Origin of the sequence: Hymenobacter sp. HDW8, assembly GCF_011305775.1 — a bacterium.
In the GTDB taxonomy this organism is placed as follows: Bacteria; Bacteroidota; Bacteroidia; order Cytophagales; family Hymenobacteraceae; genus Hymenobacter; species Hymenobacter radiodurans.
In genome coordinates, this window is sequence record NZ_CP049907.1 from 3,903,827 (window position 1) to 3,930,302 (window position 26,476).

The 26,476-nt window shown below is 54.3% G+C and carries 18 protein-coding genes, 2 tRNA genes and 3 pseudogenes; 14 read left to right on the forward strand and 9 right to left on the reverse strand.

Annotation, left to right across the window (positions count from 1 at the left end):
• Positions 1 to 165: 165 nt before the first annotated feature.
• From G7064_RS23115 to G7064_RS16740, 3 genes are all read right to left on the reverse strand, one after another.
• Positions 166 to 987 carry a hypothetical protein gene (locus G7064_RS23115; RefSeq protein WP_317172783.1) on the reverse strand — a complete coding sequence of 274 codons (822 nt, stop codon included), beginning with the start codon at positions 985 to 987 and terminating at the stop codon, positions 166 to 168.
• 203 nt (positions 988 to 1,190) lie between these two features.
• Positions 1,191 to 1,559, reverse strand: a complete 369-nt coding sequence (locus G7064_RS16735) for a hypothetical protein (RefSeq protein WP_133273751.1) — start codon at positions 1,557 to 1,559, stop codon at positions 1,191 to 1,193.
• Positions 1,560 to 1,682: 123 nt separating this feature from the next.
• Positions 1,683 to 2,873 (reverse strand): proline dehydrogenase family protein, encoded by a 1,191-nt coding sequence (locus G7064_RS16740; protein WP_166074477.1) that lies wholly within the window; start codon positions 2,871 to 2,873, stop codon positions 1,683 to 1,685.
• Between the two features lie 165 nt (positions 2,874 to 3,038).
• Between G7064_RS16740 and G7064_RS16745 the strand changes: the two genes are divergently transcribed.
• Genes G7064_RS16745 through G7064_RS16755 form a run of 3 tightly spaced genes read left to right on the forward strand, consistent with a single transcriptional unit; the run spans position 3,039 to position 6,511 of the window.
• Complete coding sequence (locus G7064_RS16745) at positions 3,039 to 4,136, forward strand: chorismate mutase (protein WP_166075184.1); 1,098 nt, start codon at positions 3,039 to 3,041, stop codon at positions 4,134 to 4,136.
• A gap of 51 nt (positions 4,137 to 4,187) precedes the next feature.
• Entirely contained in the window at positions 4,188 to 5,234 is a 1,047-nt protein-coding gene (gene aroB, locus G7064_RS16750; protein ID WP_166074478.1) for a 3-dehydroquinate synthase, read from the forward strand.
• A 44-nt stretch (positions 5,235 to 5,278) separates the two neighbouring features.
• Positions 5,279 to 6,511 carry a 3-phosphoshikimate 1-carboxyvinyltransferase gene (locus G7064_RS16755; protein ID WP_166074479.1) on the forward strand — a complete coding sequence of 411 codons (1,233 nt, stop codon included), beginning with the start codon at positions 5,279 to 5,281 and terminating at the stop codon, positions 6,509 to 6,511.
• A 57-nt stretch (positions 6,512 to 6,568) separates the two neighbouring features.
• Here G7064_RS16755 and G7064_RS16760 read toward each other — a convergent pair.
• The 5 genes and pseudogenes from G7064_RS16760 to G7064_RS16780 all read right to left on the reverse strand — a co-directional run bounded on the left by G7064_RS16760 (position 6,569) and on the right by G7064_RS16780 (position 13,825).
• A pseudogene (locus G7064_RS16760) lies at positions 6,569 to 7,254 on the reverse strand (ABC transporter substrate-binding protein).
• A 243-nt stretch (positions 7,255 to 7,497) separates the two neighbouring features.
• Positions 7,498 to 8,568, reverse strand: coding sequence for a M42 family metallopeptidase (locus G7064_RS16765; protein WP_133273746.1), 1,071 nt, complete (start codon positions 8,566 to 8,568; stop codon positions 7,498 to 7,500).
• Between the two features lie 156 nt (positions 8,569 to 8,724).
• Positions 8,725 to 10,293: an acyl-CoA carboxylase subunit beta gene (locus tag G7064_RS16770; protein ID WP_166074480.1), complete on the reverse strand. Its 1,569-nt coding sequence runs from the start codon at positions 10,291 to 10,293 to the stop codon at positions 8,725 to 8,727.
• 172 nt (positions 10,294 to 10,465) lie between these two features.
• A pseudogene (locus G7064_RS16775) lies at positions 10,466 to 13,080 on the reverse strand (ATP-dependent Clp protease ATP-binding subunit).
• Between the two features lie 112 nt (positions 13,081 to 13,192).
• Complete coding sequence (locus G7064_RS16780) at positions 13,193 to 13,825, reverse strand: WbqC family protein (RefSeq protein ID WP_166074481.1); 633 nt, start codon at positions 13,823 to 13,825, stop codon at positions 13,193 to 13,195.
• A gap of 87 nt (positions 13,826 to 13,912) precedes the next feature.
• On the opposite strand from G7064_RS16780, the gene G7064_RS16785 reads away from it, so the two are divergent.
• Both G7064_RS16785 and G7064_RS16790 read left to right on the forward strand, forming a co-directional pair.
• On the forward strand, positions 13,913 to 14,803 hold the full coding sequence (locus G7064_RS16785) for a hypothetical protein (protein WP_166074482.1): 891 nt from the start codon (positions 13,913 to 13,915) through the stop codon (positions 14,801 to 14,803).
• Positions 14,800 to 15,702, forward strand: coding sequence for a lysophospholipid acyltransferase family protein (locus G7064_RS16790; protein ID WP_166074483.1), 903 nt, complete (start codon positions 14,800 to 14,802; stop codon positions 15,700 to 15,702). The genes G7064_RS16785 and G7064_RS16790 overlap by 4 nt, the downstream gene beginning before the upstream one ends.
• A 34-nt stretch (positions 15,703 to 15,736) precedes the next feature.
• On the opposite strand, the gene G7064_RS16795 is transcribed toward G7064_RS16790, so the two are convergent.
• Positions 15,737 to 16,366: an L-threonylcarbamoyladenylate synthase gene (locus tag G7064_RS16795; RefSeq protein ID WP_133273742.1), complete on the reverse strand. Its 630-nt coding sequence runs from the start codon at positions 16,364 to 16,366 to the stop codon at positions 15,737 to 15,739.
• A gap of 297 nt (positions 16,367 to 16,663) precedes the next feature.
• Here G7064_RS16795 and mltG point away from each other — a divergent pair, with 297 nt between their 5' ends.
• The 9 genes and pseudogenes from mltG (at position 16,664) to G7064_RS16835 (ending at position 26,286) form a co-directional block, all read left to right on the forward strand.
• The gene (gene mltG, locus G7064_RS16800) at positions 16,664 to 17,740 is read left to right on the forward strand and encodes an endolytic transglycosylase MltG (protein WP_166074484.1); all 1,077 of its coding nucleotides are present in this window, start codon (positions 16,664 to 16,666) and stop codon (positions 17,738 to 17,740) included.
• 16 nt (positions 17,741 to 17,756) lie between these two features.
• On the forward strand, positions 17,757 to 18,260 hold the full coding sequence (locus G7064_RS16805; protein ID WP_166074485.1) for an acyl-CoA thioesterase: 504 nt from the start codon (positions 17,757 to 17,759) through the stop codon (positions 18,258 to 18,260).
• Positions 18,261 to 18,382: 122 nt separating this feature from the next.
• The gene (locus tag G7064_RS16810; RefSeq protein ID WP_133273739.1) at positions 18,383 to 19,378 is read left to right on the forward strand and encodes a YihY/virulence factor BrkB family protein; all 996 of its coding nucleotides are present in this window, start codon (positions 18,383 to 18,385) and stop codon (positions 19,376 to 19,378) included.
• A 108-nt stretch (positions 19,379 to 19,486) separates the two neighbouring features.
• Positions 19,487 to 19,572, forward strand: a tRNA-Ser gene (locus tag G7064_RS16815).
• Between the two features lie 25 nt (positions 19,573 to 19,597).
• A tRNA-Ser gene (locus tag G7064_RS16820) sits at positions 19,598 to 19,682 on the forward strand.
• Positions 19,683 to 19,913: 231 nt separating this feature from the next.
• Positions 19,914 to 20,546 carry a hypothetical protein gene (locus G7064_RS16825; RefSeq protein ID WP_166074486.1) on the forward strand — a complete coding sequence of 211 codons (633 nt, stop codon included), beginning with the start codon at positions 19,914 to 19,916 and terminating at the stop codon, positions 20,544 to 20,546.
• Between the two features lie 71 nt (positions 20,547 to 20,617).
• Positions 20,618 to 24,327: pseudogene (locus tag G7064_RS16830) on the forward strand (CusA/CzcA family heavy metal efflux RND transporter); the annotation flags it as partial.
• Between the two features lie 180 nt (positions 24,328 to 24,507).
• Positions 24,508 to 24,996 carry a TolC family protein gene (locus G7064_RS23120; RefSeq protein ID WP_317172860.1) on the forward strand — a complete coding sequence of 163 codons (489 nt, stop codon included), beginning with the start codon at positions 24,508 to 24,510 and terminating at the stop codon, positions 24,994 to 24,996.
• A gap of 30 nt (positions 24,997 to 25,026) precedes the next feature.
• Complete coding sequence (locus G7064_RS16835; RefSeq protein ID WP_166074487.1) at positions 25,027 to 26,286, forward strand: efflux RND transporter periplasmic adaptor subunit; 1,260 nt, start codon at positions 25,027 to 25,029, stop codon at positions 26,284 to 26,286.
• The last annotated feature ends 190 nt before the right edge of the window (positions 26,287 to 26,476 follow it).

Sequence of the window (26,476 nt, forward strand, 5' to 3'; positions counted from 1 at the left end):
CAATCAGCTACAGATACGCAACAGGATATCATTTGGATAAAAAACCCAAAGCATAATAGCTAAAATAAGGCAACTGTCTTATCGCTCCTGCTTATATATAACAAAAAAGCCCCCTCTATGTTAGAGGGGGCTTTTTATCAAAGCTTAGTTATCTATAGATAGCTACTAGTAGCGACGAACACGGTCGGCGTTATGACGACGGAACTCCTCTTCGAAGTACTTAGCGTCTTCATCGTTGCGGGGCTTCACACCCATTACGATGCCGCCTTGCTTAATGTCCTGCTCGTACTCAGCAGCGTGCTCCTCAGGAATACCTGAACCCACTAGTGCACCTACTAGGCCACCAGTTAAGCCACCAGCACCAGCACCAGCCAAAGCTGCTGCAATAGGACCAGCGATTACAAGGCCTAGGCCAGGAAGGGCAACCGAAGTACCGATAGCGGCGATAGCGCCGATAATAGCACCAGCAGTACCACCAATGGCCGAGCCTACACCAGCACCTTCCATAGCTTTGTCGCCTAGGTCAGTGTCAGGAGTATTTTCGCCGAAGTGACGCTTACGGGTTTCATCCGACATCAATAGGTTAACGTCGTCTTTGCTGTAGCCGCGTGAAGACAGGGTGTTATAAGCACGCTCAGCGCTGTCACGGTCACGGAATGAACTAGTCATCATGCCACTGCTTTTGCTAGAGTCATAAGGCTGGCCGGTTGCGGCGTGGGCAGCGTGGTCGGCAGTATTTTGAATGCCATCAACGGCACGGCCTACTACTGCACCAGGAGTACCGGCGATAGCGGCACCTTTAGCAGTAGCGCTGAAATCGTCGCCTTCTACATTTGAGCTACCAGTGCTGGAGTTGCCCATGTTGCCGCTTGAAGTTGTATTACCCGTCGTGCTGTTGCTCATGCCCGTACCAGCCGAGCCAGTTCCGTAGTTAGCGCCTGAGCCTGTACCAGTATTCGTGGGGTTGTTGCTGTTGTTCGTTTCCATTTGGGTAGGGTAGATTAGATTGTGGTAAAGGGAGAGTTTAGCTAGCTGCGGAAGCTTTAAAACAGAAAAGCGCCCCACTAGCCAGTTGAGTAGCTAAACGGCGCGCTCCGTGTGGGGGTTACAGAAATTTCTGTATAGCTCCTATTCTATCTTCAGATTCTGATCTATTGCAGTCTACAGATGAGCTAATTGCTCAGCCTGAATCAGCCAAATTTCTCGTAGTTGGCATCAATCTGCCAAAAGTCGCGGCACTCTTGGCGCAGGTTTTTTAAAAATTCTGGGTCTTGCTTTAAGGTGCGCCACTCGCCCAATCCCAACCGTTCGCACAGCTTGAAGAAAGTATCGCCTTGGCCTTTGGAGCCTGCTACTTTTACCAAACAACTCAGAATAGGCCGTCCATTATTGAATTCCTTCTCTGATATCTCACTTAGAATCTCGTTCAACCGTGATTTTTCGTGTGAAATCTCTAGGTTGAGGCCTAACTCGGCTTCTTGCACTAGGTTCAGGTAGCTAGTAGTACCTACCTGGTGGCGGGCGAATCGAATTAGGTGGCTGCGAACACGAGCATTCATTGGAGCAACGGGAGTAGTCGGGCGGGAAAGGATTAGCAATGTACTGTTCAAAACTAACATATTTGAGCAGTCCTATGATCGCAAACCAAAACTGTGCCGACGTAAGGTCTCCTATTGTACGTCCTATTTTTTGCTCTTACGTCGCGTCATTTCTCTTTGAATAAGCGAAAACTCCCGGCTGCTTTGGCCTGCAATGGCAGTATTCTCGTCGGCGCGGCGCAATAGATAAGGCATGACCGCCTCCACCGGGCCGTAGGGCACATACTTAGCCGTGTTATAGCCCGCATTAGCCAAGTTATAGCTCAGATTGTCGCTCATACCATAGAGTTGAGCAAACCAGATGCGCGTATCCTGCGGCCGTAAGTTGTGCTCCTGCATCAGTTCAGTGAGCAACAAGGAGCTTGCTTCATTATGAGTGCCGGCACAAATACTAATGCGGTCGACGTGGGCTACGCAGTAGCGAAGCGCCTCGTTATATAGTTGATCGGTGGCTTCTTTGGTAGGGTTGATGGGGTTCTGGTAGCCACGCTGAGCGGCAGTACGACTCTCCTTTTCCATGTACGCACCCCGCACCAATTTGCCCCCCAGGTAATATCCTTCACGTTTGGCGGTTTCGTACGCTTCCTCAATTGCTTCCAGACGGTCGTGCCGGTAGAGCTGGTAGGTGTTCCAAACGATAGCCGACTCCCGGTTGTATTTGGCCATCATCTCATACGCCATGTTGTCAACGGTTTCCTGAAACCAGCTTTCTTCCGCATCCACGAACACGCGCACTCCATACTGGTGGGCGCGGGCGCAAATAGCATCCACTCGGGCTTTAGAGCGCTCAAAGCTGGCTTGCTCAGCCTGAGTGAGCGTCTGTTTGGCCTGTACTTTCTCCAGAATAACGCTGTCGGCGAGGCCAGTTACTTTAAATACGGAGAAGGGGATATGAGTGGAACGATGCGCCAAATCGATGGTGGCCAGAATCTCGTCGCGCGTGTGATCGTAGCTTTTGTCGCTGCCTTCGCCCTCCACCGAATAGTCGAGGATAGTGCCGATGTTGTAGCGGCCCAACTCTTCAATCACGGGCAGGCACTCCTGAATGGTTTCGCCGCCGCAGAACTGTTCAAAGATGGTTTTCTTGATTAGAAACTTCACTGGCAGGCCCCATTTGAGCGCTGCTTTCATCATGCCGCCCCCAGCTTTCACTAGGGTATTATTGTTCATAGCCGCGAACAGCGCATACATCTGGCGCAATTCGGCATCAGATTTAGAAGCAAAGGCAACAGCGGTATCGTTGAAGGACAGGGACGGGGCGTGGGTAGCTAACATAGAGCGGGTGGTTTTTAAACAACGCTTTTGGGTGGGCGAAGATAGGTTTTAAACAACGTTTTGACCGGTAGAGTTACCTTGCAGCGCGCTCTTTTTCCAATGCCCTTACTTGAGGAGCTGGGGGGCTTTTTGGGGCTGCCCCCTCCCGAACCCGCGTTTATGTACATGGATACTACTGCCAAAGCCACCTTTTTTACCCACTTGCTAGCCAACAAAGGGCTGCCGTTGCTCATTGCGGGGCCCTGTAGCGCCGAAACTGAAGATCAGGTACTTACCACCGCCCGCGCTCTGAAAGCAATGGGCCAAGTAGATCTGTTCCGCTCGGGCGTTTGGAAGCCTCGCACCAAACCTGGTGGGTTTGAGGGCATGGGTACCACCGCGCTACCGTGGTTGCAGCGGGTACGCCAGGAGGTAGGCTTACCTGTAACTATAGAAGTAGCCACGCCGCGCCACGTAGAAGACGCCCTGCGCCACGGCATTGATGTACTCTGGATTGGGGCCCGCACCACCGTTAATCCCTTTGCTGTGCAGGAGTTAGCCGAAGCGCTGGCTGGTACGGGTGTGCCCGTAATGGTCAAAAATCCGGTGAACCCAGATGTGGCGTTGTGGGCGGGTGCTTTGGAGCGACTGGAGCGCGTGGGCATCACCGATTTAGCCGCTATTCACCGCGGTTTTAGCACGTTTGCGCCCTCGCGCTACCGCAATGCCCCTACGTGGCAACTGGCGTTTGAGCTGAAAGCGCGCTTTCCCCAAGTGCCTCTCATCTGCGACCCCAGCCATATTAGCGGCCGCCGCGACTTGATTCTGCCCGTTTCGCAAAAGGCGCTCGACCTGGATTACGATGGTTTGATGATCGAAACGCATCCTGACCCCGATAATGCCCTTTCGGATGCCGCCCAGCAGGTAACGCCAGCGCGGCTGGCTGAGATTTTATCAGAGCTGAAGTACCGTTACCGCTCCTCCAACAATGCCGATTTCCTGAATAAAGCCGAGGAGCTCCGACAGCAAATAGACACGGCCGACCGGGAATTGATGGAGGCGCTAGCGGCGCGTATGGCGTTGGTAGAGCAGCTGGCCGAGTACAAGAAGGAGAACAACGTAAAGATTTTGCAGATGGACCGCTGGCAGGAAATATTCGCGTCGCGGCGAGACTGGGGGGCAAAATTGCGCCTGAATGACCCGTTTGTGGCCAAACTGTACGAGCTGATTCATCTGGAAAGCATTCGTAAGCAAACCGAGATTATGAACCAGAACCCGGAATAGCCGTCTTTACTACCTGTGCTTTCGATTGTTCTCCGCTAACCCATCCATCCCTTGCAAGACACTCCCGCCATTGGCCCCCACGCGTTGATCGAACTCGCCGACTTATTGCGCCAACCGGCGGTAAGTCAGGTTTTTGTGTTAGCCGACGCCAATACTATTCGACTCTGCTACCCGCGGCTGCGCGAATTTTTGCCTGATAATCACGTAACTATCGAGATTCCTGACGGGGAAGAGTATAAAGTGTTGTCTACCTGCGAAACCGTGTGGGAAGCGCTGACCGAAGCCCGCGCCGACCGTTTTGCGGTACTCGTAAACCTCGGCGGCGGCGTCGTTACGGATTTGGGGGGCTTTTGCGCGGCTCTGTATAAGCGCGGCATTCGTTTCGTGCAGGTGCCCACTACGCTGCTGGCCCAGGTAGATGCCAGTGTGGGGGGCAAAACCGGCATCGATTTCCAAAATTTTAAGAACCAGCTCGGGGTATTTCAGACGCCAGCGGCCGTGTTCATCGAGCCTCGGTTTTTAAATACACTCGACCCCCGCCAGCTCAAATCCGGCTACGCGGAAGTAGTGAAGCACTGGCTGATTGCCGACGCTGCCGCGTTTGAACACCATCGGCGTACGGGCTTTTTTGTGGATGAGTGGGGCCCAATTATTCACGAATCAGTCGTGACTAAGGAACGCATTGTGGCTGCTGATCCGCTAGAAAGTGGGTTGCGCAAGGTGCTTAATTTCGGCCACACCGTGGGCCACGCCCTCGAAAGCTACCTGCTCAGTCAGCCCGGCCGTGAGATTCTGCACGGCGAAGCCGTTGCCGCCGGTATGATTTGCGAAAGCTGGCTCTCTGTGCAGAAAGGCCTTCTGAGTGAAGAAGAGCTAGATAAAATTGAGACTTTTCTGTTCTCGGTATTCGAAAAGGTGCAGTTTGTTACGCTCGAAACCGATGCTATTGCCGAACTAGCTTTACAGGACAAGAAAAATACTGGTTCTGTCATCAATTGTACCTTGCTGGAAGGTATTGGCAATGCCATCTACGACCAGCCCGTTACTGTAGATGAAATAGCTAGCTCCCTGCGTTACTATCACCGCCTGTTGAGCTAAAGACAAGTTTACTACGCACTAGGCGTTTCTCATTAAGCACCCGAATGCCCGATTCAATAACGCTTTCCTGGCCCGGCGGCCCTCTACAGGGCTCTGCCCAACTGCCAGCCTCTAAGAGTGAAAGCAACCGCGCCCTCATCATTCAGGCCCTTGCTGGTAACGGCTCACTCACCAATCTTTCCGACGCCAACGATACCCAGCTCATGCGTCGGCTGTTGGCTAGTCCCGCTGCCGATACGCTCGATGCGGAAGATGCGGGCACTGTCATGCGCTTCCTCACGGCCTACTTATCCGTCACCGACCGGCGCGTGCTGCTCACCGGTACTGCCCGCATGCGGGAGCGTCCCATCGGCGTCCTCGTTGAGGCTTTACGCCAGCTCGGAATGCAGATTGACTACGCGGAAAAGGAAGGATATCCACCGCTTTATATCAAGGGCTGGGGGGCAAATTTGCCTTCTACAGATATGGCTGAACTCACCGTGCGCGGCGATATTAGCAGCCAATACATTTCGGCGCTACTGATGATCGGGCCCCAACTCCTCGGCGGGCTGCGGTTATTCCTGACAGGCAAAGTCGGTTCACGGCCCTACATCCGCATGACGCTGGCACTTATGCAGCATTTTGGCGCCGACTGTCGCGATCTGGGCTCCGTGCTGGAAGTGCGCCCTATTCCCTACAAACCCGCCGATTATGCCATTGAGGCCGACTGGTCGGCGGCCAGCTATTGGTATGCGATGGTGGCTTTATCGCCGGCTGGGGGGCAAATTTACCTGCCAGGGCTGCGGCGCCACTCCCTGCAAGGTGACCAGGCAATTGTGGGCATAATGGAGAAGCTGGGCGTTGCCACCGAATTTCTGCCCGATGGCGTACAGCTCATCCAGCAACCCATAACGGGTGGCTTCTCCCAAGACTTCACCGATTGCCCTGATCTGGCTCAAACCGTAGCCGTAGTAGCCGCTGCCCAAGGCGTAAACGTAGAAATGACTGGCCTAGAAAGCCTGCGCATCAAGGAAACGGATCGTATTCTGGCCCTCCAAACCGAGCTAGCCAAATTCGGCGCTTCATTCACTGAGGTGCAGCGCGATGCATTTCGCGTTGCGGCTGCTGGTTTTAAAGTAGATGGCCAAACCATCGCCACCTACCACGACCACCGCATGGCTATGGCCTTCGCTCCGCTAGCGCTGCGCGGCCCACTAACCATAAATGCCCCCCAGGTCGTTCGCAAGTCGTATCCCAGCTTCTGGAATGAGTTGGAACAGGCAGGCTTCAAATCATAGGGCTGAAGCGGTTTCCAAAGGCGGTCATACAAAGCAGCAGCGAAGTATGACCGCCTCTTATACTTTAGTTACCACAGTGGCTCTCAACTTAGCAAAATACGCCGCCGAGTGTTGCAGCCGGCTGCCATACCAGCTGAATAATTCTCCGTCTACTATCCGGATTTGGGCTGAAGGACAAATTGCCAGAAACTCCGCAATGTGCTTATCTGCAAATGGATAGGGCTCTGACGACAACAGGATAACACGCGGCGCGGCCGCAGCCAACTGCTCTGCCGAAATTTCTGGATAGCGCTGCTGGGGGCAAATACGTTGGTAAAACCTGCCCGCGTCAGCATATCATCTATAAACGTGTCTGCCGCCGCCGCCATATACGGTTTGCGCCAAATGAAATAGGCAGCTAGTACTGACGGCTGAAGAGGCGAAAGCTGCGCAAAGGAATGCTCAATAGCGGCCGCCATTTGGTCAGCCTTGGCCTTGGCACCTACCAGCACGCCTACCTGCCGAATCATGCGCAAGGCATCGGTAAGGGTGCTAATGTCGCTGAGCCACACCGGATAAAGCGCGGCCAACTGCTCAATGCCTTCCTGATAATTTTCCTCCTTATTCCCGATAATAAGATCAGGCTTTAGCGCGGCAATCTTCTCAAAATCGAAGTTTTTGGTGCCACCTATTACAGTAGCCTGCTGCCGCGCGTCGGCTGGATGAAGGCAGAATTTGGTTAACCCAACTACCTTTTCCCCCAAACCTAAATCATACAACAACTCCGTTTGAGAAGGCACCAGCGACACAATCCGTTGCGGCGGATACGGTACCACCACGCGCCGTCCCATCTGATCGGTGAGGGTCAGAGGCAGAGCAGGTGGGGGAGGAGGGAACTGAGACATACGAAGCCAAAAACACGATAAAGCTTTCTACGAAGCCACAACGCCGATCTGACAATATGGTGTCAGGTCGGCGTTGTGACTTCTTATTCTGGATAAGCACTATTAGCTGAAGTAGCGGAAATCGTGGCCGTCCTCGATGCGCAGCAGCGTTTGGTAAATCAGCTGAATTACGTTCTCCACATCATCCTGGTGTACCGTCTCCACGGTGGTATGCATGTACTTGAGTGGAAGAGAGATAAGTGCTGCCGCCACACCAGCATTAGAGTAAGCAAAGGCATCGGTATCGGTGCCAGTGGCGCGGGTTGCGGAAGCACGCTGAAACGGAATGTCAGAGGTTTTGGCTGTTTCGATGATCAGCTCACGCAGATTATTCTGCACCGCCGGACCGTAGGTAACTACCGGGCCTTTGCCGCAGTGCAGGTCGCCACTAGTTTTCTTCTCGTACATGGGCGCCTGGGTGTCATGAATCACATCCGTGATGATGGCCACATCGGGCTGAATGCGGTGGGCAATCATTTCTGCCCCCCGCAGGCCAATTTCTTCCTGCACGGCATTCACCACGTAGAGGCCAAAAGGCAGCTTCTGCTTGTTTTCCTTCAGCAACCGAGCCACTTCCGCAATCATAAAACCGCCAATCCGATTATCCAGCGCTCGCCCCACGTAGAACTGCTCGTTCATCACCATGAACTCATCCTCGAAGGTGACAACCGAGCCGACGTGAATGCCCATCTTCTCCACCTCCTCCTTCGACGTGGCGCCACAATCCAGGAAAATGGTTTCAATCGTTGGAGCCTTGTCTTGCTCTACCTTGCGCACGTGGATAGCCGGCCACCCAAAGATGGCTTTCACAACTCCCTTGTCCGTGTGAATATTTACACGCTTGGACGGAGCTACCAACGCATCAGAGCCGCCATTGCGCCGCACATAGATGTAGCCTTCTTTCGTGATGTAATTCACGAAGTAAGAAATCTCGTCGGCGTGCGCTTCAATAACTACTTTGTACTTGGCTTCTGGGTTAATAACTCCAACTACCGTTCCGTAAGTATCCACGAAATATTCGTCGATGTAGGGCTTTACGTAGTCAAGCCACAGCTTTTGCCCTTCCTTCTCAAAGCCGGTTGGTGAAGGATTATTCAGATATTTCTGGAGGAAGTCGAAAGATTCGTTACGCATGGGTAGGTCAGGTTAAGAAGCTGCCATCCGGGAAAGAGTATCAAGGAGCCGAAAGAAGCAAATACCAGCTAATCGGTCGTGAATACGTTAAAATCAGTGCATTTAGGATGGCTAAGTAAATGCGCTAAAAGCCGCGAGCTACAGCAAATGGCAGCTCTAAAGCGGAATATTTCCGTGTTTTTTGCGCGGCAGCACATCTACCTTATTCTCCAGCATCTTAAACGCGCGGATTAATTTCTGGCGCGTTTGAGCCGGCAGAATAACCTCATCTACAAAGCCCCGGTGCGCCGCACGATAAGGAGTCGCAAACTTCTGCTGATACTCATCTACCTTTTCGGCCAGCTTAGCTTCAGGGTCTTCCGCGGTGGCTATTTCGCGCTTAAAAATGATTTCGGCCGCACCTTTAGCCCCCATCACCGCGATTTCGGCGGTTGGCCAGGCGTAGTTCATATCGGCTCCAATGTGCTTGGAGTTCATCACATCGTAGGCGCCACCGTACGCTTTGCGAGTAATAACTGTGATACGCGGCACCGTAGCTTCGCAAAAAGCATAGAGTAGCTTCGCGCCGTTCGTGATAATGCCTCGCCATTCCTGATCAGTGCCAGGCAAAAAACCGGGTACATCTTCCAGCACCAACAACGGGATGTTGAAGGAGTCGCAGAAACGTACGAAACGGGCAGCTTTAGTACTGGCATTGATGTCGAGTACGCCAGCCAGTACCGCCGGCTGATTGCCCACAATCCCGATGCTTCGACCGCCTAGCCGGGCAAATCCCACGACAATGTTCTCAGCGAAATTTTGGTGGACTTCCAAGAATGACTCAGCATCAATGATTCCCTCAATTACTTCGCGGATATCATAAGGCTGGTTTGGGTTTTCGGGGATGATACTGTTAAGCGCAGGCCGCGTTTCATCACTCTGCGGCTCGTAGGGTAGGGTAGGGGCTGTTTCTTCGCAGTTCTGTGGCATGTAGCTCAGCAGCTGCTTGAGGTGGGTAATGCAGGCTACTTCATTAGCACAAGAGAAATGCGTTACGCCGCTTTTAGCCGAGTGCGTACTCGCGCCGCCTAACTCTTCGCTGGTTACATTTTCGTGGGTTACGGTCTTTACTACGTTTGGCCCCGTCACGAACATATAGCTCGTGTTTTCCACCATTAAGATAAAGTCGGTGATGGCTGGCGAGTACACAGCGCCACCCGCGCATGGTCCCATAATGGCCGATAACTGCGGAATAACTCCAGAGGCGAGGGTGTTTTTATAGAAAATATCAGCGTAACCGCCCAAACTCACAACGCCTTCCTGAATCCGGGCCCCGCCCGAGTCATTCAGACCAATCACTGGCGCTCCATTCTTCATCGCCAGATCCATGATTTTCACAATCTTCTCAGCGTGCGTCTCACTCAAAGAGCCACCGAAGACCGTAAAATCTTGGGAGAAAACATACACCAACCGCCCATTCACGGTGCCATAACCCGTTACTACACCATCACCGAGATAATATTCTTTATCCAAGCCAAAATCCTTGGAGCGATGCATCACAAATTTGCCGATTTCCTCAAATGAACCTTCATCCAGCAATAAGTCTACTCGTTCTCGAGCCGTCAGCTTGCCTTTTTTGTGCTGCGCGTCGATGCGAATTTGCCCCCCGCCAAGTAGTGCTTCGGCATTTTTGCGGTCGAGAATTTCAAGTTTGCTTAATTGGGCGTCGGCGTGAGGATCGGACATATATGGGTGGAAATTGATGTAGCTACTTAGGTTAGGAAGCCAAAGGTAACCGAAGGGCGCAAAAATGACGCACTCTAATCGGGGGGCTTTTTTAGTGGTTACGCATAAAATGCTTTACAAAGTAAAAGGGCCGGCTTCTGTACAGAAGTCGGCCCTTTTGGTAATCTAAAACTTACTTGCCCTTGCCCTTATCAGTCACGTCATCGGCGTCTGGCTCGGGAGCTTCCTCTGGCCGCTCATCGCTGGCCAGATTGGTCTTCTCACCACTCTTGCTTACTGCAAAGACAAGCTCTTCAGCCCCTTCTGTGAAATCAGCAGTGATGATATCACCTTGTGCAATCTCTGCTTTCAGGATCTCCTCCGCAATCGGATCTTCGATATACTTCTGGATAGCCCGGTTCAGCGGACGCGCACCATACTTTGGATCATAGCCTTTGTCAGCTACGAAGTCCTTAGCGGCTTCCGTCAGCTCAACTTTGTAGCCCAATGTCTGGATACGCGACAGAAGCTTAGCCAGCGAGATGTCGATAATCTTATGAATGTCTTTTTTCTCAAGAGCATTAAAGACGATCACGTCATCCAAACGGTTAAGGAACTCGGGTGAGAACGTCTTGCGCAGGGCATTGGTAATCGTGCCCTTCATGATATCATCCATGTTATCAACTCGGGCTTTAGTGCCGAAGCCAATACCTGCACCAAAGTCCTGCAAGTCGCGGGCACCGATGTTAGAGGTCATGATGATAATCGTGTTGCGGAAGTCCACCTTGCGGCCCAGACCATCGGTTAGGATACCATCGTCGAGTACTTGCAGCAGCAGGTTGTACACGTCGGGGTGAGCCTTCTCAATCTCGTCTAGCAGGATAACCGAGTAAGGCTTGCGACGAATTTTCTCCGTCAACTGACCGCCTTCTTCGTAGCCCACGTAGCCGGGAGGCGCGCCCACCAGGCGCGATACGCTGAATTTCTCCATGTACTCACTCATGTCAATGCGCACGAGTGAATCCTCTTTGTCGAACAGATAAGTAGACAACACTTTAGCAAGCTCCGTCTTACCTACACCGGTTGGGCCAAGGAACACGAACGAGCCGATTGGCTTCTTCGGATCTTTCAAGCCTACGCGAGTACGCTGGATAGCTTTCACCAATTGCTTGATGGCTTTATCCTGACCAATTACTTTGCCTTGCAGCTCCTCACCCATGTTGAGCAGCTTCTGGCTTTCGTTCTGGGCCACACGCACTACCGGAATACCAGTCATCATGGCGATTACCTCGGCCACGTTTTCCTCTTTCACAGTGTAGCGCTTCTTCTTGGTCTCATCTTCCCAGCTTTTCTTAGCTGAGTCGAGTTGCTCCAGAAGCTTCTTCTCTTTGTCGCGAAGCTGAGCGGCTTCTTCGTATTTCTGCGACTTTACCACGCGGTTTTTCTCCACTTTGATGTTCTCAATCTGCTCCTCGAGCTTAAGAATATCTTCGGGAACCACGATGTTGTTGATGTGCACGCGGGCACCAGCTTCATCAAGAATATCGATGGCTTTATCGGGCAGGAAGCGGTCGGACATATAGCGGTCCGAAAGCTTCACACACGACTCAATCGCCTTATCGGTATAGATAACGTGGTGGTGATCCTGATACTTATCCTTGATGTTGTGCAGGATTTCGATCGTCTCTTCAGGCGTGGTAGGGTCTACCATCACCATCTGGAAACGACGAGCTAGGGCACCGTCTTTCTCAATGTACTGACGATACTCGTCCAGCGTCGTAGCACCAATGCATTGAATCTCACCGCGGGCCAAAGCCGGCTTGAACATGTTGGAAGCATCCAGCGAGCCCGAAGCTCCACCAGCGCCCACAATCGTGTGCAGCTCGTCAATGAAGAGGATAACGTCGGGAGACTTTTCCAACTCGTTCATCACGGCCTTCATACGCTCCTCAAATTGCCCCCGGTACTTAGTGCCAGCTACCAGCGAAGCCAAATCCAGCGTCACGACGCGCTTGCCGAACAGCACACGTGATACTTTCTTCTGGATAATGCGCAGGGCTAGGCCTTCTGCAATAGCGGTTTTACCAACACCGGGCTCACCGATGAGGATAGGGTTGTTCTTCTTGCGGCGCGACAGAATCTGAGCTACACGCTCAATTTCTTTCTCACGACCTACGATGGGGTCAAGCTTGTCTTCCTCGGCCAGCTTGGTCAAGTCGCGGCCGAAATTGTCGAGCACAGGGGTGCGTGACTTTTCGCCGGGCTTTTTCGCAGCGGAGCTACTACCCGAGCTGCTACCGCGGCTAGAGCCGCCGAAGAGCTTGTCGTTGTCGTCGTCGTCAGTGTCGGGGGCGCGGTCGGTGGGGCAGGGTTGCCGTGATAGTCCAGCGAGTCGCGTACGGATTCGTAGTTCACGTTGAATTTGCTGAGGATTTGCGAAGAAATATTGTCTTCATCGCGAAGAATCGACAGCAGCAAATGCTCGGTGCCGATAATTTCGCTCTTGAAGATTTTAGCCTCTAGATAGGTGATCTTGAGTACTTTCTCGGTTTGTTTGGTCAGCGGAATAGAGCCGGTAATGCTCGTGCCTTGTGTAGCCGTGTTGCGGGTTGCTTGTTCCAATGCGTACTTAAGCTCTTCCACCGAAACACCCAATTTCTTGAGCAGTCCGATGGCAGTGCCTTCGCCTTCGCGGATCATGCCCAACAGCAGATGTTCGGTGCCGATATAATCGTGCCCGAGCCGGATGGCTTCTTCCCGGCTCAAAGAGATGACCTCTTTGACTCGATTTGAGAATTTAGCTTCCATGCAGATAAGGTAGTGAAGAAAATATAGATCCCCGCTAAAAAAGCGGGTTGGGCCGGATCAACCTGAAAACAGGAAAGGGCGGGCGAAGGTTCGGGGGCAGCACTAAGGAAATCTACGCGAGATAGCTGCCGGTGTTGGGTCCCTGCGAAAAGAGCAGGTCCAATATGCTTAAATGAGGAACAAATTGCAGGCCAAAGGTCTGCGAATAAGGCCGCACCCGGCCGTGTTCGGACGGAGTGTCAGGTTCGGGATGAGCGGGTGCTTTAGGTGTCAGCCAATCGCGCCGGTCGCGCACCGTAGGGTCGAGGTAGGAGGGATGATATTCAGCGGTAAATGCCACCGGAATTCGCAGCCGGAGGCATCGTAGATAGAAGTGCAGTAGGTTGAGGTTGAGGTCAAAAAGCAGTCGAGGTTTTTGTACGTAGATATCGTGCAAATAGTCGGCGTAATATTCAAAATACGGACTGCCACCATAAGCGGTTTGCAGCGTACGCCAATGCTGGTGCACCCAGTTTTGCCGATAATCTATCTCTAACTCTGCTGTTTTGACTTTCTCGCTTCGATTACCGTCTACTACAGGCACCGTAAGAGGCTTCACGCCTTGGGCCGTCAGGATAAGACACCGGTTACGATAGGTTTGCTTGCGATAGTTTTCGTGGCTTTCTAGTAACAAGGAATCGGCCCCTACTAGTTCGGCAAAAAAGGCAATCGGTGGATTATAAGGCAATTCAAATAAAACGGGCATGATGCTGGCAAGTCGGGCGCGAAAAGAGGAAACGCTGCAATAGTAAACAGATCGGAAGTACTTTTGCCCCGCCATTAATCAGTCAAAATGACAACATCATTTGCCCTACGGCTGTTTGCCGCCTTGCTCATGTTCAGCAATGCCCTCGCAGCCCAAGCTCAAAAAACCGGCTTACTACTCGACGTAGCCCGTTTTCGGAATGAGAATGCCGTTACGAAGGGAGCCGTGGTAGAACTGTACGTTACTGTGCCCGGGAATGCCCTGATTTATCGCAAGCGGGCTCCCAAAATATTTCAGGCAGCAGCTGTCGTTACGCTGGAAGCAGTTCGGGCCGATGGCTCAGCAGCGTATCAGGAGATAATTACCCTGAAACCACCTGTACTGAATGACACGAGCATAGCGCTGAAAAACCCGATTAGTTTTCAGAAACGAATCGAACTTCCTGATGGACAGTACACGCTGCGGGCTAAAGTACAGGACCAAACAAACAAAAAGAACCTCGCCACCATCGAGCAACCGCTGGTGTTGGACTTTAATGAACCCAAAACGCGTTTGAGCGACATTGTGCTACTGGCGCGACCAGCGGGCCGATCTGCCGTGCCGGGCGACAACTTTATCCGTGGTGGCTACAGCCTTGCCCGCACGCCCAACGGCCTCTACGCTCGCGGGGCCGACCGTCTGGCTTGGTACGCTGAACTATATGATGCGCCGGCGCCCATCGTGCTGGCCACACGCTGCCGCATCCGGCCAGCGGCCGGCGGCGCTGACGTGCTCACTTCCGCTGGGCTGGCCCGTTCAGTAGCTGGTGGTCCGCATTTGGTGCTGGGCGATATGAATATTGCCAATTTGATGGCCGGCGATTACGACTTGATCATAGAAGTGCGCGACGCCAAAGGCAAACTCCTGACCTCACATACCACGCGCCTACAGCGCCGCCCCGACGAATACGCGCCCGCTGCGGCTGTTCTTCCTAAATGAAAAAAGCCCCCCACACTACATATCCGTGGTATTATCGCCCGCTAGAATGGTTTCTGACCAGTTTGGCTCACTTGCCGTTGTCGGTGCTATATGTGGTGGCCGATGGGTTTTATCTGGTGATGTTGTATGGCTTGCGCTACCGCCGGCGGGTAGTGCTGGAAAATTTGCGCAATTCATTCCCTGACAAAACTGAAGCGCAGATTGAGCAGCTGGCGAAGGACTTTTACCGGCACTTTGCGGAGTTGTTGATAGAAATTCTGAAGCTGGGGGGCATTTCTGTAACTGAGTTGAAGCGCCGCGTATTCATGCCCAACCCCGAAGTGCTGGAAAACCTGTTGGCCAAAGGAAAGCCAGTGTTGGCACTTGGTTCGCACGCCGGCAACTGGGAATGGATTATTACAGCCGGTGCTGTGTGGCTAGGTCCGCGGGCAGATGGTGTGTACAAGCCGCTTACCAACCCGTTTTTTGAAGATTTCGTGTACCGGCTGCGTACCCAAACGGGCGCCAAACTTGTGCCCATGCGCGACACGCTTCGCCATTTGGTGCGCCACCGCAACGAAGGCCGGGTGCTGAGTATGCTGAGCGACCAAAGCCCCAGCCGCGCCGACCAGCAATACTGGACAACATTCCTTCACCAAGACACCGCTTTCTACACGGGCGCCGATAAGTTGGCTGCTCAGTTTCAGTGCCCCGTGGTATACGTAAGTATCCGGCGCTTACGGCGTGGCTATTATGAAATGCGCCTCGTCGAGCTCTACGACGGCGAAACCCCTTTGCCCAAAGCCGGCCACCAGATTACCGAGGACTTTGCCCGCCAGCTAGAAGTTGACATACAAGCGGATCCGGCTGACTACCTCTGGTCGCATCGCCGCTGGAAACATAAACGCTCCGCTTTATGATGAAGTAAGAAGAATATTCTCACTAAGTCAAGCATTACAAATACTGCTCAATATCCCCAGCACCCTGGCGGATAATGTCGAAATCATCATTGGTGCAGTCGACTACAGTACTGGCGATGTTGTTGCCAAAGCCGCCGTCAATAACTAGATCCACCAGCGGGCGATACTTCTCGAAAATTAGGTCCGGGTCGGTAGAATATTCGATCAGCGTATCCTCGTCGTGAATGGAAGTGCTGACGATGGGATTGCCCAACTCCCGCACCATACCCAGGCAAATGTTGTGGTCGGGAACGCGAATACCCACCGTTTTGCGTTTCACGCCGCCGTAGCGCGGAGCTTTTGGGCTAGCTTCAAAAATAAAAGTAAACGGACCGGGCAGCGCTTTCTTAAGCACTTTATATACCGGTGTGGTGATGCCGTGAGCGTAGTCAGTGATGTGGGAAAGGTCGTGGCATATAAACGACAGATTGGCTTTTTCGGGATGAATACCCTTAATGCGGCAGAGCTTTTCGACGGCTTTCGCATTGTGAATGTCGCAACCTAAGCCATAAATCGTATCCGTGGGATAAATAATTACTCCTCCTTTGCGCAACACTTCCACGGCTTGCAGCAAACGGTTTTGGGGCGGATTATCGGGGTGGATGCGAAGCAGGGTAGCAGACATGGGGGAGCGGATATAAGGTGAAAAACGAAGAAAACCGGCACCGGGCCAGAATCGGGCAAGATACTGCGAGAGCTAAATACCTGTCACTCCTTCGCAATTTTTTTGCTGAAGGTTACTCTTTACGCTCTTTAAATCCAAAAAAGCCCCCCAACCGAACGTAATCGAACACGGGGGGCTTTTTTCGCGTTAGCAAAACCGGAAGTCAAGAACGTGTACTTTTGGCCCCGAAAAATTAAGCTGGCTAAAGTTGTGCTTCGCGCCGCCGGTTCATTCTCGTTAGCCGTATCAATTTCACTTATGTCTCAAATTTCCCGCGCCGAATCCAAAGCCAAAGCCCAGAAGCGCCGCAACCGGTATGCCGCCGTGGTAGCGGTGCTCGGCGTCTTGTTTGTGTCGTTCTCGTATTATTTCTACCAGGTTTTCTACACGCCCAACGTCGAGACCAAAGGCCAGCCGACCTACCTGCTTATCCGGCAGGGGCAGAGCTACAAGGCCGTCATGGACTCGATTGATGCTAAGAATGTCATCATTGATCGGCTTTCATTTCGCTTCGTGGCCAAGCTGATGAAGTATGACGAGTTGGTGAAGCCCGGCCGCTACGAGCTGAAAGATGGCTACACCAACCGGGAAATGGTCAACGACTTACGGCGCGGAATTCAGTCGCCGCTCAGCCTGACTTTCCAAAATATTCGCTTGCGCCAAGATTTGGCGAAGAAGCTCAGCACCACCATCGACGCCCGCCCGCACGAGTTCGATAGCCTGCTCAGCAACCCCAGCTACACTCGCTCCCTAGGCTTCGACACGACGAGCATTCTGGGCATGTTTATCCCGAATACCTACGAGTTGTACTGGAATACCTCGGCCGAAAACCTCATGCAGCGCATGAAAAAGGAGTACGATAAATTCTGGACGCCAGCCCGTGACGCCAAAGCCAAAGCGCTAGGTCTGACCCGGGCGCAGGTAAGCACACTGGCCAGTATTGTAGAAGCCGAGCAGCAGCAGCACGCTGACGAGCGTCCGCGCGTGGCTGGCGTGTATCTCAATCGCCTAGAGCGCGGCATGCTGCTTCAGGCCGACCCTACGGTGGTATATGCTAATGGCGACTTCGGCATCAAGCGCGTATTGAACGTACACTTGGCGAAAGATTCGCCTTATAACACGTACAAATACAAAGGTTTGCCCCCCGGGCCCATCAACTTGCCCAGCATTGCCAGCATCGATGCCGTATTGAACCCCGAGAAACACCAATACATCTATTTCTGCGCTAAGGAAGATTTCAGCGGCTACCACGCCTTCGCAACCAATAAGCGCGACCATCTGCTGAATGCCCGCCGCTACCAAGCTGCTCTCACGCGGAGCGGCATTATGAAGTAACCCCTAACTGCCGTCTATGTACACTTCCGATATCCAAATCCGCGTCCGCTATGCCGAAACCGACCAGATGGGCTACGTGTACCACGGCAACTATGCCGCCTACTTCGAGGTCGCCCGGACGGAAGCTTTTCGGCAATTAGGTATCCGGTACAAAGATTTGGAAGCCGACGGCGTAGGCATGCCGGTAGGGGAGATACGCACCCGATTCCGCCGCCCCGCCCGCTACGACGACTTGCTGACGGTGAGATTGTTGCTACGCCAGCCAGCGGAAGGGTCGAGGGTGATGTTTGAGTACGAGATCTACAACGAAGGCTTAGAGCTACTCACCGAAGGCCATACACTGATGGTGTTTGTAAGCACGGCTACAGGTCGGCCAGTTCCGATTCCCGACGCTATCCAGAATAAGCTCGCACCCTACTTTACCGACGACGAAACAGCTGGGCCACTTACGCCTACGTCTTCTAAATTGCCCCCCGACGCTCCAGCACCCGCGGCTTTTGCTCCCAAAAAGGATAAGTAACAGTTCTGGATTGCAAGCAGCCTCCTGTCACTGAGTTCATGTGATTGGAAAGGAAAGCAGGAAACGATGAACACCTTCTGGGGGGCAAATTGTTATGCCGATTGTACGTTGACCGTTGATCTATGAGAAACCCCGTTCGCCGCTACCACTACTCCGAGGTGCGCCGCCGGCGTTCATACCGCAAGTTTATCGTGTGGCTCAAGCGCCTGCGCTTCAACCACGGCCAAGCATCGGTGTACGATGTGCTCGACCGCATGATTCAGGAGTTGAAGCTGGACAGCATCACCAAGCGGGCCAGCTACATGGCGTTCAACTTTACTATCGCCATTTTCCCCACTATCATCTTCCTGTTCACGCTTATTCCCTACATCCCTATTCCGCAGCTGAACATTGATATCCTTCAGTTTCTGCGCGATATCATGCCCCGCGAAATGTATGTGGCTACGGCCGATACCATTGAGGACATCATCAACATCCCGCACGGCGGGTTGCTGTCCTTCGGTTTTCTGACGGCGCTAGTACTTTCCTCCAATGGCATCATGGCCCTGCTGGATGCGTTTGAGAAGAAATATCCGTCGTTTAAGCGCCGAACCTACGTGCGCAAGCGTGTCATTGCCACCCTGCTGACGATTGTGCTGTCGTTCGTGCTTTTGTTCGCTATAGCGGGTATTTTCTTCGGCACCTATATCATCGACACGCTGGTGTTCTACGAAATAGTGCCCGCTGAACTGACTAATCAGTTGATTAACCTGCTCAAATACGGGTCGGTTGCCGGGCTATTCCTGCTCATCACCTGTGTCATTTACTATTACGTGCCACCCGTGCACGACAAATGGCCTTTCCTCTCGGCAGGCGCGGTAGTAGCTACGCTGCTCATCTTTTTGGTATCTTTTCTATTCATTCTCTACATCAAGATTTTCGACAGTTACAACCACTTTTATGGCTCTATCGGTACGCTGGTGGGCTTTATGGTGTGGCTGGATTTTGTGTGCATGACCCTGATTCTGGGCTTTGAGGTGAACGTCAGTATAGATGCCGTTACGGGGCGTCTGCGGACCATTGCAAACCTACCTGTGGCTATCAGTGGACGGCGTCTGGCCACGGTTGAGAAAACCTAAAATTGAGCAGAGCGTAAAATTTCAACTATTAATTACGCCGTACTTATTGCTAATTGTCATTTGCCTCTTACTTTTGCCGTCCCCAAACCGCCTGATTGGGGAAACGTTAGAGAGGTGGCAGAGTGGTCGAATGCGACGGATTCGAAATCCGTTATACCGGCAACGGTATCGGGGGTTCGAATCCCCCCTCTCTGCATTGATTAAAATTACGCGTGACCTAGAGAGCTGGCAGAGTGGTCGATTGCGGCGGTCTTGAAAACCGTTGAGGGTTAAACCTCCGGGGGTTCGAATCCCTCGCTCTCTACAAAAAGCCCCGTTTCCGAATAGGAAATGGGGCTTTTGCTTTATTAAGAATATGCGTAGGGGCGCGTGCACTGTTCTCCCGACCTATAAAATCTACTGCCTTCAATTTTTAGGCGTTGCGCACTGTTAGGGAGTGTACCCACTATGTTGGCCGGCCAACGCCAGCCCGTTTTCATAATTCTATCTCTGCTGGAGGCTACTATTGGCGAGTCATCTTACCTTTGTGGTCTGTATGCAACCAGTTGTAGCCCTATTTCTTAGCCTGATTATGCTCGTTGGTGGCCTAATGCCGCAGAACGACGTGGAAGAGCTGGGTAAGCTGCCGCAGCTGGTGCAACACTACAAATTCCACCAGTCCATACAAGGCGGGGAGCTCTCGTTTCGGCAATTTCTGGGTACGCACTACGGCGCAGGCAGTACGGCTATGTATCAGTGTCCTCCCTCGCCTGAGCACGATCAGCTACCGCTCCATGGGCAGCACCATTGCCCAAATCTGGAATACGTGGTGCCTGCACAGCAGTTGATTGTGGCTATCTCAGGTCCGCGTAGGCCGGCTTGCTCGTATCAATCGGTGGCTACGGTTTCTTACACCTACGCTTACTGCGGGGGCTTTTGCAGCCACCGCGAGCCTAGTTCTGAGGTAATCAAGGGCGTTATGTGCCCAGCCCGAATTAAGGGGCCAAGCCCCAGGTCTGTCCTGACCTATTTGCTTTTACTTCTTGCTCACTGTTGCAGCAACTCGCTATTAGCGACTGCAACATCGCTATGCTTATCTGGTTCGAGTCTGGTGGGGGGCTTTTTTGTCCCCCTAGCCCCGCGCCAGTTCGTACCATTCGGCTCTGCACCCTGGTGGCGCAGCCTCTGAGCACAACCTCTCATCGTATGCTTTCTAAGATTATCGCGGCCAGCATCCGCAACAAGCTTTTCGTGTTTCTGATGGTCGTGGGGCTCGTTGCCTGGGGTGGTTATGCGGCCATGCGCCTGCCGTTGGACGCCATTCCTGATATTACAAACAATCAGGTTCAGGTTATCACGCAATCGCCGGCGCTGGCCGCGCAGGAAGTGGAGCAATTGCTCACTGTGCCCCTTGAGCAGCAGTTGCGGACAGTGCCGGGCGTGACGGAAATTCGTTCTAACTCGCGCTTCGGCCTCTCGGTCATCACAGTCGTATTCGACGACGATGCCGATACGTACCGCAACCGCCAATTGGTAGCCGAAAAGCTCAAATCAGCCGAAGGCAACCTCGGCGCTGACGCCGGCCGCCCCGAAATGGGGCCGATTTCTACGGGCTTGGGCGAAATTTTTCAGTACTCCCTACGCGTGGAGCCAGGCTACGAGAAGAAGTTCTCCCTGTCTGATCTGCGCGACCTCCAAGATTGGATAGTGAAGCGGCAGCTGGCCAGCGTACTGGGCGTGGTGGAAGTGAGTAGCTTCGGCGGCTATGTGCGTCAGTACGAGGTAAGCGTCAATCCCGACCGCCTCAACGCGGCGGGTGTCAGCATGGCCGAGCTGTTTCGGGCCCTGCAGGCCAACAACGCTAACACGGGCGGCAGCTACCTAGAGCGCGGTCCGAACGCTTACTTTATTCGCGGTGAGGGCCGCGTTACTTCCCTGCAGGACATCGGCAACATCGTGGTGAAGCAATCGGGGACTACGCCGCTGCTGGTGCGCGATGTGGCCGAGGTGGGCTTCGGCCACGCCATGCGCTACGGAGCCATGACGCGCGACGGCAAGGGCGAGACTGTGGGCGGCATCGTGCTCATGCTCAAAGGTGCCTCGTCGGAACAAACTATTCAGGGGGTAAAAGCGCAGGTAGTCGAAATCCAGAAAATGCTGCCCAAAGGTGTGACTATTGATCCGTTTCTGGATCGTACCAAGCTCATTGATAAGGCCATTCACACGGTAAGCAAAAACCTGATTGAGGGGGGCATTATTGTTATTCTGGTGCTGCTGTTGGTGCTGGGCAACCTGCGCGCGGGGCTGGTGGTAGCCAGCATGATTCCGCTGTGCATGCTCTTCGCATTGGGGCTGATGCACACCTTCGGCGTGTCGGCCAACCTGATGTCGCTTGGGGCGCTAGACTTCGGGCTGATTGTCGATGGGGCGGTGATTATTGTGGAGGCCATGATTTTTCAGTTGGTACACCACCGCGCCCAGTCGCAGCACGAAACTATGGACCAGATAGCCGAAGGAGCTGCCACCCGCATGATGCGCTCGGCATTGTTCGGGCAGCTCATCATCCTGATCGTCTATTTCCCCATTCTGGCCCTGACCGGCATCGAAGGCAAGATGTTTAGGCCCATGGCCCTCACGGTGAGCTTCGCTATCCTTGGGGCCATGCTGCTGTGCATGACCTACGTGCCGGCGGTGGCCGCATGGGCGCTGCGCAAAGACATCAAGGAGGAAGGTACGCTGGCCGACCGCCTGATGAAATTCCTGTACCGCGGCTATCGTCCCATTATCTACGGCGCGTTGCGCATGCGTCGCGCTGTGGTGGGTGGCGCCGTGGTGCTGCTGCTGGTTGCGGGGGCATTTTTCTGCGTATGGGGGGCGAATTTGTCCCCCAGCTCGACGAGGGTGACTTCGCCGTGTATGTGGGCATCAAGCCCGGCAGCTCGCTTTCCCAAACCATTGCCACTACTACCAAAGTCCAGAAAATCCTGCTAAACCAGTTTCCGGAGATAGAGCAGGTGGTGGGCAAAATTGGGACTTCGGAAATACCCACCGACCCGATGTCCTTGGAAGATTCGGACCAGATTGTAGTGCTTAAAGATCAGAGTCAGTGGACCTCGGCTGACTCGCGCGAGGAACTGGCCAGTAAGATGAACGAGGCCCTGGCCGGCATTCCGGGCATCACGCTGGAGTTTCAGCAGCCCATCCAGATGCGCTTCAACGAGCTTATTTCGGGTTCCAAGTCCGATATCAGCATCAAAATATATGGCGACGATCTGGACGTGCTCTACGACAAAGCTAACCATGCCGCCGCCCTGATTCGGCCGCTCGCTGGCGTGGGCGACCTGAAAGTGGAACAAATCGTGGCCCTGCCGCAGCTACGCGTCCTCTACGACCGCCAGAAGTTGGCCCGCTACGGTCTGAACGTGGCCGACCTGAACGTGCTGGTGCGCGCCTCATTTGCCGGCGATGTGGCCGGGCAGGTGTACGAGGGCGAACGGCGCTACGACCTGGTGGTGCGCCTCGATTCGGCCAGCCGGCGGGGCCTACAGGATTTGAACAGCCTGTATGTAGACTTGCCTGGCGGACAAAAAATACCTTTATCGGAGGTGGCTACGGTGGCTTTTCGCAACGCCCCGGCTCAAGTGTCGCGTGATAATGCCCGGCGGCGCATCAATATTGGGGTGAACGTGCGCAACCGCGACGTGGAAAGCCTGGTGGAAGAAATTCAGCAAACCCTGACGAAGGGCCTACCACTGCCCACGGGCTACTCGCTGGCGTATGGGGGGCAATTTGAGAACTTGCAGCAGGCCAAAGACCGCCTGCAAGTGGCCGTGCCGGTAGCCCTGGGCCTGATTTTTCTGCTGCTGTACCTGTCTTTCCGCTCCGTGAAACAGGCGGCGCTGATTTTCACTGGCATCCCGCTGGCTGCTATTGGCGGCATCCTGGCGCTGTGGGTGCGGGGTATGCCTTTTAGTATCTCGGCTGGCGTGGGCTTCATTGCTCTCTTTGGTGTGGCCGTGCTCAATGGTATCGTGCTGCTGGCCAGCGTGAACGAATTTGCTGGTGCGGGCGTGAAAAGCGTGCACGCCCGCGTGCTGAAAGCCACCGCCGAGCGTTTCCGTCCAGTACTGCTGACTGCGGCGGTGGCGGCGCTGGGCTTTCTGCCCATGGCCCTCTCGAAGGCGGCCGGCGCTGAGGTGCAGAAACCTTTAGCCACGGTAGTTATTGGGGGGCTAATTTCGGCTACTCTCCTCACACTGGTGTTGCTGCCGGTTCTGTATACGCTGTTTACCAAAGATGGAGAGCCAAGCCCGACGGAATCCGACGACCCCGCCGAGGCATCCGAGCAGCCAGCTTTGGCAGGTGCCAGCCACGCCTTCCGCGCCGTGCTGCTCGCGGGCCTTGGTCTGGGAATCTTGGGCTTGACTACGCCCGTCAGCGCGCAAACCTCGTCGGCAGCGCCGATTTCACCGCCTGTGCTGCCACCGCCGGGCACGCCGCTCACGTTGGCTCAGGCTCTGCAAACCGGTTTGCAGCAAAATCTGCTCATCGAATCAGCGACGCTGGAGGTGAGTCGGCAACGGGCGTTAACGCGCACTGGCTACGACATTCCGCGCATCCTGGTCGACATTCAGTATGGCAAGATTCAGGGGCCGCTCAACGACCGAACGGTGAATATCATTCAGCAAACCTCTCTGCCTATGGTGTATACCGCGCAACGCCGCCTTTTGGAAAGCCAAGTGCTAACAGCCGAGCAGCGTGGCTGGGTGCAGCGCCGCCAACTTGCCCAGCAGATTCGCAGCGCCTATTATCAATTACTGACCGATTACCGCCGCACCGCGCTGCTGCGCCAACAGGATAGCCTCTACAGCCGGGCTGCTCGCGCGGCCGAAGTGCGCTACCGTACCGGCGAAACCAACCGCCTCGAGCAGGTGTCGGCGGCGGCCCGTTCACTGGAGCTGCGTAATCGTCTGGCTACGCTGCGCACTCAGGTGCAGGTGCAGCGTCAGCAGTTGGGTGTGCTACTGGGCACCATCGGCATGCTGGCCACCATCGACACAACCACCCAGCTGCTGGCTCCGCTGACTGCCGCCGACACTGCTGGCCTGAGCGCTGATACCAACCCCACACTTGCCTTGCTACGGCAGGAAATGGTGGCGAGTCAGCAGCAAACCAAAGTAGAGCAGCTACGCCGCTTGCCCGACCTGCGGGCTGGGTACTTCAATCAGACTATCAATCAGGAAGGCGGCTTTAACGTGGGGCAGGTGGGCGTATCGCTGCCGCTGCTCGGTGGAGTGCAGAAAAATAGAGTTGCCGCCGCCCGCATTGCCGAACAGACGGCCGCAACTCAGCTGACTTATGCCACCGCACAGTTGAAAGGGCAATTGGCTGGGCTGCGTCAGCAGCTTGCCCGCGCCCGCGCATCCATCACCTACTACGAGCAGACCGCCTTGCCCCAGGCCCGCCTTATCCTTACCACCGCCGAGAAAAGCCTGCGGGCAGGCGACATCGACTACGTGACCTACGTGGTGAATACCGAGCCAGCGTGGCAGATTCGGGCCGCCTATTTCGACCAGGCCACCCAGTATAATGAGCTTGTTATTGCGCTGCAGGCGCTGGCCGGATCCGAAGTTCAATAGCCTCCAACAGTGGCTTCTCCCTCTTATTTCATGAATCTCTCCTCGTTTATCATGCTTGTTCGGCGGTCTTCCTTTTCTCTGTTCCTGGTTCATTGGTCGTATCGTGGCCTAGCACTGATTGGCTTGCTGCTGGCCGCAGCAACCCTCTTAGGGGCTTGTCAGTCGAAGAGTGAACCTGCCACTACGCAGGCTCCAGTAGCAGCCTCCCCAGACTCGACCGCTTCGGCCGGGGGGCAAAATGTGCTGTCTATCAGCCCGACGCAATACCAGGGGGCCGGCATTACCACCGGCGGATTTACGCATCAGAATATGACCACTGATATTGCAGCCAATGGGCTTATTGATGTGCCTCCGCAGAGCTATGCCTCCATAAGCGCCGTGATGGGGGGCTATGTGCAGCAGGTGAAAGTGCTGCCGGGTCAGTTCGTAGCGAAGGGCGCTGTGGTGGCCACTCTGCGCCACCCCGATTATCTGAAATTGCAGCAGGAATACTTGCAGGCACGCGCGCGCCTGCAGTTTCTGCAGCAGGAACTGGATAGGCAGAAGGAGCTAGATGCCGAGGACGTCGGCTCCAAGCGCCGGTTGCAGCAGGCCCAGGCTGACTACCAAACTGAGCAAGCCACCGAGCGCGCCCTGGCTGGCCAGTTGCGCCTGATCGGGCTGACACCGGAGCGGCTTCGGGCTACGTCGCTCACGCCCAGCGTCACGCTGACCAGCCCCATCGGCGGGTACGTGAAAGCGGTGAATATCAATCCAGGCCAGTTTGTTAATCCTCAGGATGTGCTGGTGGAAGTAGTAGACCGCACGCATCTGCATCTGGAGCTGAAAGTGTTTGAGAAGGACATTGCCCAGGTGCGCCCCGGCCAGACGGTGCTCTTCAAGCTGGCCAATAGCCCAACCGATCAGCAGCAGCGTGCGTCCATTTACCTCGTCGGCAAGGCGTTCGACAACGATGCGCATACGGTAACGGTGCACGCTCACCTGGAGGACGAAACCGCTGCGGCTCTCTTACCAGGCCAGTATGTGGCGGCCCGCATCCAGACGGCGGGGGCTCGGCAGCGCACCTTACCCGAGGATGCCGTGATTCAAGCCGGCGACGTGAGCTATGTGTACGCCAGGGTAGGAGCCACCCCCGACGGGTATCAATTCCGGCGCTACAAGGTAAAAGCCGGTCCGGTCCAACACGGGGACGTAGCCATTACGCCTCTTGATTCTCTGCCCGATAGCACCCAACTGGTGCAGCGCGGCGCCTATTTCCTGGAGGCCGAGTATACAAAAGGTCAGGAATAAAGCCCCCCAGAACTGTGGCGTACTGTATCTCCGGGGGCCTGCTCGAGCAGGATGAGCAAATACCCCAACCTTAGGCTACTAGCCGGGAACGATAGCACCCTACGCCAGAAAACTCAGGAATCGAGGGGCCTCGGGGGAGCAAAATGCTGGTCTGCTTTACTGAGACGGAGAAGGCATTGATTGATAATAT